10 protein-coding genes are annotated in these 13,973 nt (G+C 30.5%); 7 read left to right on the top strand and 3 right to left on the bottom strand.

The window, feature by feature from the left end; genetic code table 11:
• Window positions 1–6: 6 nt before the first annotated feature.
• Window positions 7–3,873 carry a type IX secretion system sortase PorU gene (gene porU / locus BUA86_RS04650; RefSeq protein ID WP_072930312.1) on the bottom strand — a complete coding sequence of 1,289 codons (3,867 nt, stop codon included), beginning with the start codon at window positions 3,871–3,873 and terminating at the stop codon, window positions 7–9.
• Window positions 3,874–4,032: 159 nt separating this feature from the next.
• Here porU and gldJ point away from each other — a divergent pair, with 159 nt between their 5' ends.
• Both gldJ and BUA86_RS04640 read left to right on the top strand, forming a co-directional pair.
• Entirely contained in the window at window positions 4,033–5,667 is a 1,635-nt protein-coding gene (gene gldJ / locus BUA86_RS04645) for a gliding motility lipoprotein GldJ (RefSeq protein WP_444542093.1), read from the top strand.
• A 95-nt stretch (window positions 5,668–5,762) separates the two neighbouring features.
• Window positions 5,763–6,719, top strand: coding sequence for a 2-hydroxyacid dehydrogenase (locus tag BUA86_RS04640; protein ID WP_072930310.1), 957 nt, complete (start codon window positions 5,763–5,765; stop codon window positions 6,717–6,719).
• A gap of 70 nt (window positions 6,720–6,789) precedes the next feature.
• Here BUA86_RS04640 and BUA86_RS04635 read toward each other — a convergent pair whose 3' ends face one another.
• Window positions 6,790–7,356 (bottom strand): hypothetical protein, encoded by a 567-nt coding sequence (locus BUA86_RS04635; RefSeq protein WP_072930308.1) that lies wholly within the window; start codon window positions 7,354–7,356, stop codon window positions 6,790–6,792.
• 295 nt (window positions 7,357–7,651) lie between these two features.
• On the opposite strand from BUA86_RS04635, the gene BUA86_RS04630 reads away from it, so the two are divergent.
• The 5 genes from BUA86_RS04630 to BUA86_RS04610 all read left to right on the top strand — a co-directional run bounded on the left by BUA86_RS04630 (window position 7,652) and on the right by BUA86_RS04610 (window position 13,285).
• Window positions 7,652–8,884, top strand: coding sequence for a hypothetical protein (locus tag BUA86_RS04630; protein ID WP_072930307.1), 1,233 nt, complete (start codon window positions 7,652–7,654; stop codon window positions 8,882–8,884).
• A 45-nt stretch (window positions 8,885–8,929) separates the two neighbouring features.
• Window positions 8,930–10,462 carry an MFS transporter gene (locus BUA86_RS04625; RefSeq protein ID WP_072930306.1) on the top strand — a complete coding sequence of 511 codons (1,533 nt, stop codon included), beginning with the start codon at window positions 8,930–8,932 and terminating at the stop codon, window positions 10,460–10,462.
• A gap of 12 nt (window positions 10,463–10,474) precedes the next feature.
• Window positions 10,475–10,702, top strand: coding sequence for a DUF6814 family protein (locus BUA86_RS04620; RefSeq protein WP_072930305.1), 228 nt, complete (start codon window positions 10,475–10,477; stop codon window positions 10,700–10,702).
• 267 nt (window positions 10,703–10,969) lie between these two features.
• Window positions 10,970–12,028, top strand: a complete 1,059-nt coding sequence (locus tag BUA86_RS04615; protein WP_072930304.1) for a linear amide C-N hydrolase — start codon at window positions 10,970–10,972, stop codon at window positions 12,026–12,028.
• A 96-nt stretch (window positions 12,029–12,124) separates the two neighbouring features.
• The gene (locus BUA86_RS04610) at window positions 12,125–13,285 is read left to right on the top strand and encodes a porin (RefSeq protein ID WP_083580299.1); all 1,161 of its coding nucleotides are present in this window, start codon (window positions 12,125–12,127) and stop codon (window positions 13,283–13,285) included.
• Window positions 13,286–13,352: 67 nt separating this feature from the next.
• Here the strand turns inward: BUA86_RS04610 and BUA86_RS04605 are convergent.
• Window positions 13,353–13,973 (bottom strand): sulfatase-like hydrolase/transferase (locus tag BUA86_RS04605; RefSeq protein ID WP_178300400.1); only part of this gene is annotated, 621 nt, incomplete at its 5' end.

Below are 13,973 nucleotides of genomic sequence, written 5' to 3'. Positions count from 1 at the left end.
TTTTTCTTATTTTAAAATAACTAATTTTTCAACAGCTGCTGCTGAACCTTTGCAAACTGTGGTATCTACACCTTTTACATTTATTTTGTAAATATAAACACCTTTTCCAATTTTGTCTCCAAAATCATCTAAGCCGTCCCACTCTATTGCATATTTTCCAGTTCTATAACCTTCTCTAAAAGGTTCTGCAGAAACAGTTTGTCTAATTGTTTTAACTAATTTCCCTGATATTGTAAAAATCTGAACCATAACATCTAATTCAGAACTACAATTGTGTTCAAAATGAAAAAACGTATTTTTAGTAAATGGATTTGGCCAGTTTAAAAGCTTATCTATATGCAATTGTCCTGTTCCGTTTTCCATTACTACAAAGTCTAACGTAGCAGTATTGGAATTATTGTTAATATCCCAAAATTTAAGATTCACGGAGTGTTGACCAAGTTCTAAATTCTTTAATTGATACATGACTTGACCTTTCTGATAATCCTCAAAATTCTTATTCACACAAGGATTCGCATCTCCTCCGTCATAATAATTATTTAACACATAAGCATCTTGTACCTTACCATCTAAAGTAGCTACAATATCATGACCAATACTTCCTCCTGTTGCATTAATTCCTGTATTATCTGTTAAACAACCTACTAAATACGGAGAACGATCTGTAATTCCTCCATTTGCAAAATTAAGATTGTTCATGTATAATTTTCCTTGCGGACGTTCATCATCATTTAAGCCATCTTCGTTAATCCCTTCCATTTTAATGGTTCTAAGAGTAGAAGCATCTTTACCATCTGAATCGTCCCAAGCATAAAATTTAATCTTACGGTCTGCTAACTGATAATCTATATCTTTTGGAACATAAAATTGAATTGTAAAAATTCCATTTTCAACTTTTCCGTTTCCTTTATAGATTGTTTTATCTTCTGTAACAAAAGTTTTTCCAACCCAATCAGATTCACTCATTAAAGTATTCACCTGCTGCTTATCAAATAAACTTATAGAAATTTTACCGTTAAAATTACCATCTATTGTTGATGAGTTTAATTGATATACATTTCCAGTAATTGTTACAAAATCTAATGCTTGTAATTTTCCTCCATTTAGGATATCGACATCTTTCTTTGTCTTTATACTTGTTATTTCAATATCTTGTTGCGGACGGTGCGCTGCTAACATAGGATCTCCTAATAAACTTACACTCTTATGGTAAGAATTGGTTGGAGAAAAATTTAATTTGGATTGATTTAAAGCGTGACCAATCGTTTGATTTTCTAATCCTTCTTTTCTGAAAAATTCTTTTACTAAAAAGTTATTCATACTATCACCGTACCCAGTTCCAATAGGACGATTGGTTGTAACCATTGACAAAGCTCCTCCATTCGCATTTTTCAACATCATTTCTCCTGCCGAATTATACTGTGGTAAATCCCAAACTGTAAAATCACAGGTTACAGTTGTTACAATTGGTAAACGAGAATATGAAGCATTAAAATTAGATAAACCTGTTAAACCTTCCGCTGTAATAATACGTTCTTGTGCCCAACTTCGTGGTCCACCATGTCCGTAATACATTAGGAAATTAGAACCTAATTCTATTCCGTTTAAAATAGCTTCGTTAACTGTTGGATATCGGATTCCTGCCGATGTACTTTGTGGTTGATGTCCACCTATGTATATTTTATTTACAGTATAAATTTGATTCTCTGGTTTTCCAAACTCTGTATCTAATGTAGCATCAAAAGCAGGTGTATTAACATTATTATCATTATCTGTTACACCAACAATTTTTGTTCTCCAATCTCCATAAGAAGAACCTTTTGCAGGGACTTTATCATAATAGGAAATTATTTTATCTACCAATATTTTTGCCTCGTTTGTATTAGAAGCAGGAATACGACCTACAGCAATACTTAACCATCTGGCATCGTATCTATAAATTCCGTCTACATTATTAGTTAACATTACAACGTTATCTCCTAACATACCAAAGAAATCATCTGTTGCAATGGCAGTCTCTATAGCGCTAGAAGGTTCGTCTGTAAAAGTTGGTAAATAATTTGTGTAATCCTTTACTCTGTTTTTAGGATCGTATGTTGTTGCACCAAATAGAACAGCATATTCTAAATCTGGATTTTGATTATTCTTTAAAATTTTTAAGAAATCTCGTATTGCAATTGGATCTTGTGAACCTGAAGAAAAATCATTGTAGACTTGATCTGTTGTTACAACTGCAACATTAATCTTATCGTGAGTTCTTCTGAAATTAGCCAATCTATTTGCTTGATCCAAATAACGAGGGTGAGTTATTACAACATAATTTATATTCGCTAAGTTTCTAATCTCTTGATTGTTTACTCTACCAACAAATTGCGCATCTGTATATGTATTTTCGTCTTTAAATGCTACAAATTGGTTTAAACTAGTTGTACTAAATTTATATAAACCATTTTCTGGTTTAACACTCATTTGTTGATGCAAATCTGAAACATTCCAAACATTTACATTCGTCGAATTATTTAAATTGAAACCATAAACATTTCCATCATTTATATTTTCTAAAAAACGAAATGTAAATTGCTCATTGTTGTAAACTAAATTATCTTTAAATCGAAGTTGTAGAAAATCTAAATATCCTTGTCCAGATGGATTAGAACCATTAGAAGAAACAGTTACATCTATTGAATTTGAATTTAATTTTAATGTTCTATTTAATTTTGTTTGACTAAATGTTGATGTTCCTAAAGAACCTGTAAAATTTTGTCCATTAATAGAAACTGTAAAACCATTATTACTTGCATTTTTACCTACAACAGAATAGCGTAAATAAGCATCAGCAGAAGTATCAATATTATTTGCTGTAAAGGTTTTTCTAAAACCTCCATTTGCATCAATATTCTCTCCTACCCATAATTGTCCTAAACTATTTAGATTAATAGAGTCTTTCTCATGAAACTGAAGATTATCAAAGGTTGAAAACGTTTTAACAGGACTTCCTGTTAACTGTAAATCGGCAATTCGTTTTCCTTCAACTCCATTATATGATATAAAATAATAGGCATAATCATCGTATAAATTATAACGTAGTCTTATATTTTCTGGAGTTGTTGTATTCTCTCTATACCATTGATGTGGTCCTTTTGCATAAAATAAAACATAATCATTCGCATCAAAAGAATTGTCATCTTCTCCTATAAATTTAATTGGAATTTCTTGTAATGCTCCTACTCTATCTTTTGTCGTATTTTCCATTAAACGACCTTCTCCGTTTCCGTAAATTTTTAAAGATTTAGGGTTAAAATTGGTCGGAATTCCGTTTCTACTAAAAAAGCTACGATCTAACTTAAAAACGCCATCTTTTGACACTTTAATTTTAAACCACTCTCCTTCTTTTAAAACACTTGTTGTGGAATTATTAATTCGAGCATTTTGAGCAAATCTACCAGATAATGTATTTTTTGGAGTAACAGAAAAAGATTCTATCTTAAATATTTTATTGTTTTCTTTTATAAATGGTAAAACTTTTACAATTAATTTAGCTTGACCATTTTTATCTATAACATTATAAGCAGAGTAGCTAATTTGTTCTGGAATTATAGAAGTATCCAAATCCAATAATTCGCTCTGAATCTCTGCTAAACTAACATTTGTAATTTCTACAGAAGAATTATTTGCATTTAGTTCTACAACAAATTCAGGAAGAAAATAACTCCCTATTGTATAATTCTCTTTATTTGAAAAATACGGAACATTTACTGTTGTTCCATTTGTTAAAGAAATTGCTTGATTATTTTCCCAATTAATTTTGTAATTTTGACCAAATAAAAGAGGAAATTGAAGCAAAGATGCTGCTAAAATAAAATATTTCTTCATGTATTTTTAAACGCTATTTTTGCAAATATATTTTCAAATGCAAAATAAAAAAATATTTCTAGCGTTACATACAAGAAATAAAGCATTTTTTCGTTGTAATATTAATGTCAAATGCTTTTATTTGCATAAAATTTAATTTTTGAAAACCCGAAATTTTCTATGAAAATGAATAAAGGACGTATTTTTTCTCTTGCTTTTGCTGCTCTTACATTAAGCGCATTTATTGGTTGTGCTAGTAGTTCTGGTAAGAAAAAAGGTGGTGGAACAAAAAATTTCACTAGCCGTACAGGATGGAAACCAAACGATAGTAAAGGTTGGTTCTTTTCAGGTAAAAAGAAAGAAAATATCAAAGGTTGGCCAGGTATGGTTTTCGTTGAAGGAGGATCTTTCACTATGGGTATTACAAAAGACGATGTTTTGCACGATTGGAATAATTCTCCTGTACGTATGCAAGTAAAGTCTTACTTCATTGGAGAAACAGAGATTACTAACTACGAATATAGAGAATACTTAACTTGGTTAAAAGTTGTTTTCCCTCCAGAAGAAACACAGTATAAAGATATTTACACAGGTGCTTTACCAGATCAAACTGTTTTCAACAATCAGTTATCACGTGATGATTTCTCTACAGAAAATTACTTATTCTCTCCAGAATTTAGTTATTATCCTGTAGTTGGTGTATCTTGGTTACAAGCTGTAAATTATTGTGATTGGCTAACAGACCGTTCAAACGAGAAAGCCTTAATTGATAAAGGTATTCTTTCTAAAGATTACTACAATAACGAAGAATATAATTACGGTAATAAAACTTTTAATGCTGAACAATATAAGCTTGGTGATACTAACGTTAGCGAGGCTATTGATTCATCTAGAATTATTAAATCTAGACAAATTAAAAGTCAAAATTCACGTATCTTAAAAGCAAACGTATCGTCAACTACTTTAGAAGTTCGTCCGTTCCGTTTACCAACAGAAGCTGAATGGGAATTTGCTGCTCTTTCATTAATCGGAAAAAGAGAATACAATGACTATAACGGAAAAGGTGTAACTCAAAATAATTTACGTACTCAAAAAGGTGCTCAAAGAGGTCAATACTTAGACAACTTTAAACAAGGACGTGGAGATTACTCTGGTATTGGAGGTTTTGGAAACGATGGTTCTGCAATTTCTAATGATGTAAGAAAATACCCTTCTAATGATTATGGTATTTACGGAATGTTAGGAAATGTTGCTGAATGGGTTTCTGATGTTTATCGTCCAATTATTGATGAAGAAGCAAACGATTTCAACTACTACCGTGGAAATATTCAAACAAGAAATATTGACAATGGTCAAGGTGGTTTTGAAAAATACGACGAAACAAATGTTGAATTTGATACATTAGATAACGGACGTTTAGTTTACAAAGGTTTACCTGGTGCTTATAAAAAAGAAGTTGATTATGATATGACAAACTATCATGATGGAGATTTAAATTCATCTTTAAATCAAAGTTTTGAAGAAGGTATTTCTCGTGATCAAGAAACTGAAAAAATGTACAACGCTCCACAACGTAAATTTAGAGTTGACGAAAAAGGAAGAGTTATCTTAGAAAAAGATGATGCAAAACGTTCTTCTGATATTTCTAATGAAACGCGTGTTGTAAAAGGTGCTTCTTGGAAAGATCCTATTTATTGGGTAGATCCAGGTCAAAGAAGATACTTACACCAAGCACAGTCTACAAACTGGATTGGTTTCCGTGTAGCACAAGAATACGTTGGTAACTTCGAGTCTAAACGTAAAAGAAGAGGATAATCTAATTTAGATTTAATCATATAAAAAAAACCGTGTAAATTATTTTGCACGGTTTTTTCATTTGTGGTAACTTAATCAAACAAAAAAAATAATCAATGAAAGTATTACTTACAAAACCTCTACTTCCAGTTGGAATGGAAATTTTGAAACAGAATAATATCAATTTTACAATAGCTCCATCAGAACTTAATAAAATAGAATTAATTGATTTCTGTAAAGACTATGATGCATTAATTAATGTTGGTCATGTAATAGATTTTGACAAAGACTTCTTCTCTGCTTGTCCATTAACTAAAATGATTGCTTTATTTTCTGTCGGGTTTGATCAAGTAAATGTTAATGATGCAAAAGAGTTTGGTATTAAAATATCTAATACACCAGACGTATTAAGTAAAGCTACTTCTGATATTGCTTTTTTATTGATGTTATCAGCTTCAAGAAAAGCATTTTCTCAATATGATAGAATTAAACAAAATGATTGGGAGAATTTAATTCCCGAAAGAGATTTTGGAATAGAATTGTACAATAAAAAATTAGGGATTTTTGGTTTAGGTAGAATCGGTATTGAAATGGCTAAAAAATGTAAAGCTGCTTTTGACATGGAAATCATTTATCATAATCGTCAACCAAAGCCTGAATTAGAAAAAGAAGTAGATGCGAAATATGTTTCTTTTGAAGAGCTTATTCAGGATTCTGATGTACTATCTATTCATTCTAGTTTAAATGATTCTACAAAAGGATTATTTAATAAAGATGTGTTGAATAAAATGAAATCTAATGCAATACTTGTAAATACTGCTAGAGGTCCTATTATTAATCAAGAAGATTTGTATCATTCCTTAAAAGAAAATAAAATATTTGCTGCTGGTTTAGATGTTACAGATCCCGAACCTATGCAGGCAGATGACAAATTATTATCATTACCTAATGTTTGCATTTTACCCCATATTGGCTCTGCTACATTTGAAACAAGAAATAAAATGGCAGAATTATGCGCTAAAAATATTGTGGAATATGTGCAAAAAGGTGAAATAATTACTCCAATTTTTTAAGAAAATAAAAAAGCCTAACTTAAAAAGTTAGGCTTATGCTTTCATATAAAAGAATATAATAAATTCATTCTTATAAATAGATTTGGAAACCAACTGCTAAACCTAATCCATTTTGTGCTTGTGAATTTGCTAAATTAGATTTTGAATAGTTGTAACCAACTGTACCTTCTAATGCTACATTACGAGATAAGAAATGTGCATAACCAGCATTTACACCGAATCCGAAAGAAGTATCAGAAACTCCTCCTTGCTTAGCTCCAGTAACACCTATTTCACCTTGACCAAAGAAACGTCCACTAGATTTTGCTCCTTCAGAAAAATAATAACGTCCAAAAGGCATTAATCTATATTGATAGATGTTATCTCCTCCTTTAACAGTTTGTAAACCAAAACCAGCTTTTAAACCTACTGCAAATCCATCTGCAATAAAGTAACCTGCTTGAGGATTAATATTAATGTTAAAATTTTCCCCCTCGAAAGAGTATCCTAAAGAACCTACAGAACCTCCTACAATCCAATTACCTTGCTGTACTGGAGAATCTCCAACGTTTGCAGAAGTTGCTGGCGTTTGTATATCTTGTGCGAATGCTAAAGATGAAACTATAGCTAATGTTAATGATAAAAATAATTTTTTCATAATAAGTATGTTTTATAATTTAGTTTTCTTAACATTTTCATAAACTATGCCAAAAAATTCTGTTAATGAACTTAACAGAATATATTTTACTTCTTAATTGAATAATAATTAAGAATTCTTCATTTTTTGACTCAATAAATTATTATTTTAAAATTATTTTATGGTGTATTTTGAACACTATAGAATTATACTGACTTATATCAGTATAATTCAACTAAATAATCATTTTAATTATTTAATTAATTTATCTTAGAATTAAGAAAAATTAACACAAAACAAAACACTTCAAACAAGTATGAAAAAAATTCTTTTATCACTATCCTTATTATCTACTATAGGGATTTCGATAACAAAAGCACAGTATGCTTCTGAATATGATGGAGGATTAGTTGTAAAATTAAACGACGACGGAAGTAAATTTATTCGTTTTATCCTATGGGGACAAACCTGGTTTCAGGATTATGAAGGAAAAAATGTTAACGACGGATTTTCTATTAAACGAGCAAGAGTCCTTGCCTACTCTCAAATAAATGATCGATTTATGATTCTCACCCACTTTGGTGCAAATGGGATTTACGATCATAACCTTACTCCAACAGGTAAAAGCAACGATGTTTCTATGTTTCTACACGAAATGTTCTTACAATATAAAGTGACTGATAATTTAGCTATTGGTGCTGGTATAAATAATTATGGAGGGATTTCTCGTGGAAATGGACAGGGTTCTATTAATATGTTAATGCTAGATAATAATAGAGCAGATTGGACTACCCTTGGATTGTCTGATCAGTTTGCTAATCACTTAGGTCTTTTTGCAAAAGGACGTTTTGGGAAATTAAATTATCGTGTTGCATTAAGTGATGCATTAACCAATACTTTGGACGGCAACTCATCCACAGTTATACAGAACGGACAAGAAAAATATTTAGGTAAAGCCATCTTAGGAGAAGGAAAATATGCCGTTTCTGGATATTTTGATTATCAGTTCTTAGATCAAGAATCGAATGCATTACCTTATAGAGTTGGAACATATTTAGGAGCAAAAAAAGTATTTAATATTGGAGCTGGATTTTTTAATCAGAGCAATGCAATTGTAAAAAGAGAGAATGATAATCTAATTGGAGAAGATGTAACTCATTTAGCTGTTGATGTTTTTTATGATGCACCAATCGGAAAAAGTTCTTCTGTAACTGCTTACGCCAAATATCAAAATTCTGCTATGGGAGATAGCTATTTACAAGGAAATGTTGTAGGAAGTGGAAACCAGTTTTCTGGACATGTTGGTTATCTTTTACCAAAAAATATTGAAGAAGGAAAACACAAATACCGCAATAGAATTCAACCATACGTTGGTTATTCTTACAGAGATTTTAGAGGTTTAATAAAACCCGCAAACGAATTAAAACTTGGAGGAAATTGGTACATAGATGGACAAAACTCTAAAATATCTATAGAATATCAAAAATCTTTTGATCAACCTAAAAACATGGACGATATGATTACAATACAAGCAATGATATTATTATAACAAAACAATTAACACCACAAAAAAAATTAACAAAAAACAAAATTTATGAGTGAAACTGCAAGTAAAAAAACAATATGGAAGGTCATTGGAGCATCATCCATGGGTACATTAATAGAATGGTATGATTTCTTTATCTTTGGAAGTCTTGCTGTTGTACTATCTACAAAATTCTTTCCTTCCGACAATCCAACTGCCGCCTTCCTTTCTACGTTAGCTACCTTTGCCGCTGGTTTTGTAGTTCGTCCATTTGGAGCATTATTTTTTGGTCGTTTAGGTGATATTATCGGAAGAAAATACACTTTCATGGCAACTTTAATCTTAATGGGAGGTGCTACATTTTTAATTGGTTGTATCCCATCTTATGAAACAATAGGCTTCCTTGCTCCTCTTTTAGTTTTAGTTCTTAGATTATTACAAGGTTTAGCTCTTGGTGGCGAATATGGTGGAGCGGCAACTTATGTTGCAGAGCATGCTCCAGAAGGACAAAGAGGTTATTGGACTTCTTGGATACAAACTACAGCAACATTTGGTTTATTTATATCATTACTTGTTATTTTAGTTACCAAAACTTTTTTAACAGATGAACAGTTTGACCTTTGGGGTTGGAGAATACCTTTTATATTATCAATCTTTATGGTTTATGTTTCTTATTTGATTCGTAAAAATATGGATGAATCTCCTGCATTTAAAAAAGCCAAAGATGAAGGAAAAACTTCTACAAATCCATTAAAAGAATCTTTCGGAAATAAATACAACATGAAGTTTGTTTTATTAGCATTATTTGGTGCTGCAATGGGACAAGGGGTAGTTTGGTATACAGGACAATTTTATTCGATGAGTTACATGAAAACAGTAATGAATGTTGAGTCCGATCAGGTTGATTCTCTTTTAGGAGTCGCTTTATTATTAGGTACTCCTTTCTTTGTTGTCTTTGGATGGTTGAGTGATAAAGTAGGAAGAAAATGGGTAATGCTAACAGGTATGTTAGTTGCTGTTTTTGCTTATCGTCCGATTTATGAAACAATGTACCAAACAACGAATTTAGCAAACAAACAAGAAGTTGTAGAAAATACTGTTCGCAAGGCAGAAATTGTAAAAAATGGAACAGTTAATGATTCTGTTTATACTATACAACAAACTTTTGCTGATGGTACAACTTATAGTCAAATAACAAAACGACATTTAGAAAACGGAAAAGCAAAAGTAGTTGATGGTAAAATAAGCGAGGTTATAAAGAAAACAACTCATATTACAAATACAGATCGATGGAAATTAATTGGATTAATATGGATTCAAGTTATTTTTATTACAATGGTTTATGGACCTATTGCGGCATTCTTAGTAGAAATGTTCCCTGTTAAAATTCGTTATACTTCGATGTCTTTACCTTACCACATAGGAAATGGAATTTTTGGAGGATTATTACCAGCTGTTTCTACTTATTTGGTTACAAATGCTAAGGTAAATGGAGATCCACAGTTTTATTTAGAAGGACTATGGTATCCTATTGGTATTGCAGCAATATGTTTTATTATTGGAGCAATTTATATTAGTAACAAAGACAGAAATGTTAATTAAAAAATTAAAAAAATGGAAGCAATTAAAAAAATATTAGGATTTGTATGGATAGCTTTATCATTGGTTATCGCTTACTTTTGTATAATGGAATTTGGTATTCCTAAACTAACTTCTGGTTCGCAAGATGATTTAGTTTTCGGGATTATTATTCTTGTTGTTCTTACGCCAATTATTGTTCTTGGAATGGCTCTTTTTGGCTATTACGCACTACTTGGAGAATATAGTGAAGAAAAAATGTAATCTACATAGTTTGAAATTTTCTCTTTATTTGAATAAAAGAGAAGTATAAAAAATAGGCTGATACTTAAAAATGTATTAGCCTATTTTATTATCTCACTAATTCTAAATTATCTGATAGTTATCACCATCAATTTAACACAAAGTATTTCAATGTATTAACCTATATTTAATCTTATTGGATTCTTTTTAAAAACACATTAAATAATGTATATTTACTCAACCAATCTATATCGTAAATAATTATCACTAAAATTAAAATCTATTATAATGAAAAATAAATTTTTGATAAACCTTACGTTTACTTTATTTTCTACCAATTTATTGGTGTTATCGCCAACATTAGATGCGTGTACAAGAGTTGTATACAAAGGGCCAGATAACAATATTATCACGGCACGTTCTATGGATTGGAAAGATGAAATAGATGCTAATATCTGGGTTTTCCCAAGAGGATTAGACAGAAGTGGAAATGTTGGAGACAATTCTTTTAAATGGAATTCTAAATACGGAAGTGTTATTACAAGCGCTTGGGATATTGCGACAACGGACGGAATAAACGAAAAAGGATTGGTAGCAAATGTTCTATGGTTAGTAGAAAGTCAATATCCTAAATTTGATCCTAAAGGATCTAAACCAGGTGTTACAATTGCTGCATGGGCACAATATGTATTAGATAATTTTTCTACTGTAAAAGAAGCGGTAGATGAATTAAAAAAAGAGAAATTCGCAATCGTTTCTGATTATGTGCCTGGTACAAAAAAATTCACAACACTACATCTTTCTATATCAGATAAAACTGGAGATAATGCTATTTTTGAATACGTTAATGGAAAATTAGTTATTCATCATGATCCTTCTTATACTGTGATGACAAATTCTCCTTTATTTGAAGAGCAATTATCAATTAACGAATATTGGAAAGGTATTCCAGGAACTATTATGCTTCCAGGAACAAACAGAGCAGCAGATCGTTTTGTTAGAGCTTCTTATTACATTAATGCTATTCCACAAACAAATGATACAAGAACTGCTATTGCAAGTGTATTTAGTGTAATTAGAAATAGTTCTGTTCCTTTGGGTATTTCTTCTGAAACAGAGCCTAACATTTCTTCTACAAGATGGAGATCTGTATCTGATCAAAAAAATCTAGTTTACTATTTTGAAACAACAAAAACTCCAAATACTTTTTGGGTAGATTTAAAGAAACTTGATTTTAGTAATAAAGCAAGTACTAAAAGATTAAGCGTTAGTAAAAACGAAACATATTCTGGAGATACATCTCAACTTTTTACGAATACTAAACCATTTACATTTTTAGGCATATAAATTTCATTTATTGATAGAATAAATCAACTGGATATTTTTATTCAGTTGATTTTTTATTCATTCTTTTCAACCTATATCGACTAACATTCTCATTTTATGCACAACAGATTATCAGAGGTATTAACTTGTTTTCTATTTCTATTTTTTTCTACCATAAATTATGCACAAGACTCTATAGACGTTTCTGTTAAACCATACATTAGTTTAAGAGGACAATTAGCTGTATTTGACAAAGACACAGAATTACAAGACAATGTTTCTAGAACAGGTATTGAATTAAAAATAAAAAATAAATCGATTTCGTTTATAGCTGGTTTAGAATTTCAGATTAACATGTTTAAAGGAAACTCTTCTTTTAATGTGGATGGAAATTTAGACAACGGTTTATTAGCTATTAAATCCGAAACTAAACAACAAGTACTCGGAAATAGATTAGGATATTTGGGGATCGATTTTAATCAATATGGAAAATTAACCTTTGGTAAACAATGGGGAGTATATCGAGATGTAACTTCTTACACCGATAAATTTAATGTTTTTGGAGGAAGAGCTTCTGCTACTTTTACAGGTGGTACTGATGGTGGAGAACTTGGAACTGGAAGAGCCGACCAAGCTATAATTTATAGAAATAAGATAAAGTTTTTACACATCGGTACACAAGTACAAACAAAAGGTGGAAATAGTAATCTTATAGATGGTTTTGGTTTATCTGCTCAAATAGAGCTTTCAAAAGAATTATTAGTTGGTGTAGCTTATAACAAAGCTTTTATTAATAAGGCTTTAATAGATAACAAGATTTTGGGATTAAATGGGAATCCTAGTTATTTTACATTAGGTTCTAATTATTCTTCTAAAAAATTTGATTTTAGTTTGGTTGGAATAATTCAAGAAAATGGAGATTTTACTTCTTCTAATAATCTTACAGAGAACAATATTATTCCTTCTTATGTTTTCGGAGCAAAAGGTTTCGAGAGCTACTTTAAATGGAAGATGGAAAAATTAGCTCTTTCTACAGGCTATAATTTATATGTCCCTAATGGCATCAATAAAGATAATTCACAATATGTTAGCGATAAATTTAGAAAAAGTGATTGGATAGTAGGTATAAATTATTCTCCCATAAAATTTATTCAAATCTATTCTGAACAAAGGTTTTCTTTTGGACATAATTCTTCTGGACAAAAGGAACAAAACATTTTCGTTTTAGGAATGAGAATGGATTTGTCTAAACAATTTAATCAGTCAATTAAATTATAGAAAATTGGATAATAAAAACTAACAAAATCTCTTTTAAAGAGCTTTTGTTAGTTTTTAATATTATATATTACTTTTTAAATATATTCATGTTTTCATCGTAAATAGGACTATCTATGGATAGAAAATTAAGCACACTATGAAAGACATTATTTTGTGATAGAATTGTATTATTAGCTGGTTTTAATTGCTTGTCTTTATCAGATACCCAAACTATAAATGGAATCTCATATTGCTGCTTAGGTGCTAAACTCTTCGGAACGCCATGCATATATAAATTCTTCTCTCCTAAAGACTCTCCATGATCAGATACAAAAAGCATGGTGCTATTGTACTCTTTCAAATCTTTTAAATCTGTTATAATGCTATTTAAAATGTAATCTGTGTAAACTATTGTGTTGTCATACGCATTCATTAATTCTGTTTGTGTACATTTTCCTAAGTCTACACTGTTACAAACAGGTTTAAATTTCTCAAATCTTGGTGGATATTTCTTACTGTAAGTAGGGCCATGACTTGTACTGGTATGTAAAATAACCAATATCTTATTTTTATTACTTACCTTTATTTCTTCTTTTAAACCACTTAATAGTACACCATCATAATCACAATCTTCTCCCTCACATTTTGGACGTAGATAATCTCTGGTTTCATACTTCTTAATATGAACAGGTGGCTCTCCCCAATTCGT

Source organism: Chishuiella changwenlii (genome assembly GCF_900142565.1).
GTDB classification, from domain to species: Bacteria; Bacteroidota; Bacteroidia; order Flavobacteriales; family Weeksellaceae; genus Empedobacter; species Empedobacter changwenlii.
This window is presented reverse-complemented; position numbering and strand designations above follow the sequence as displayed.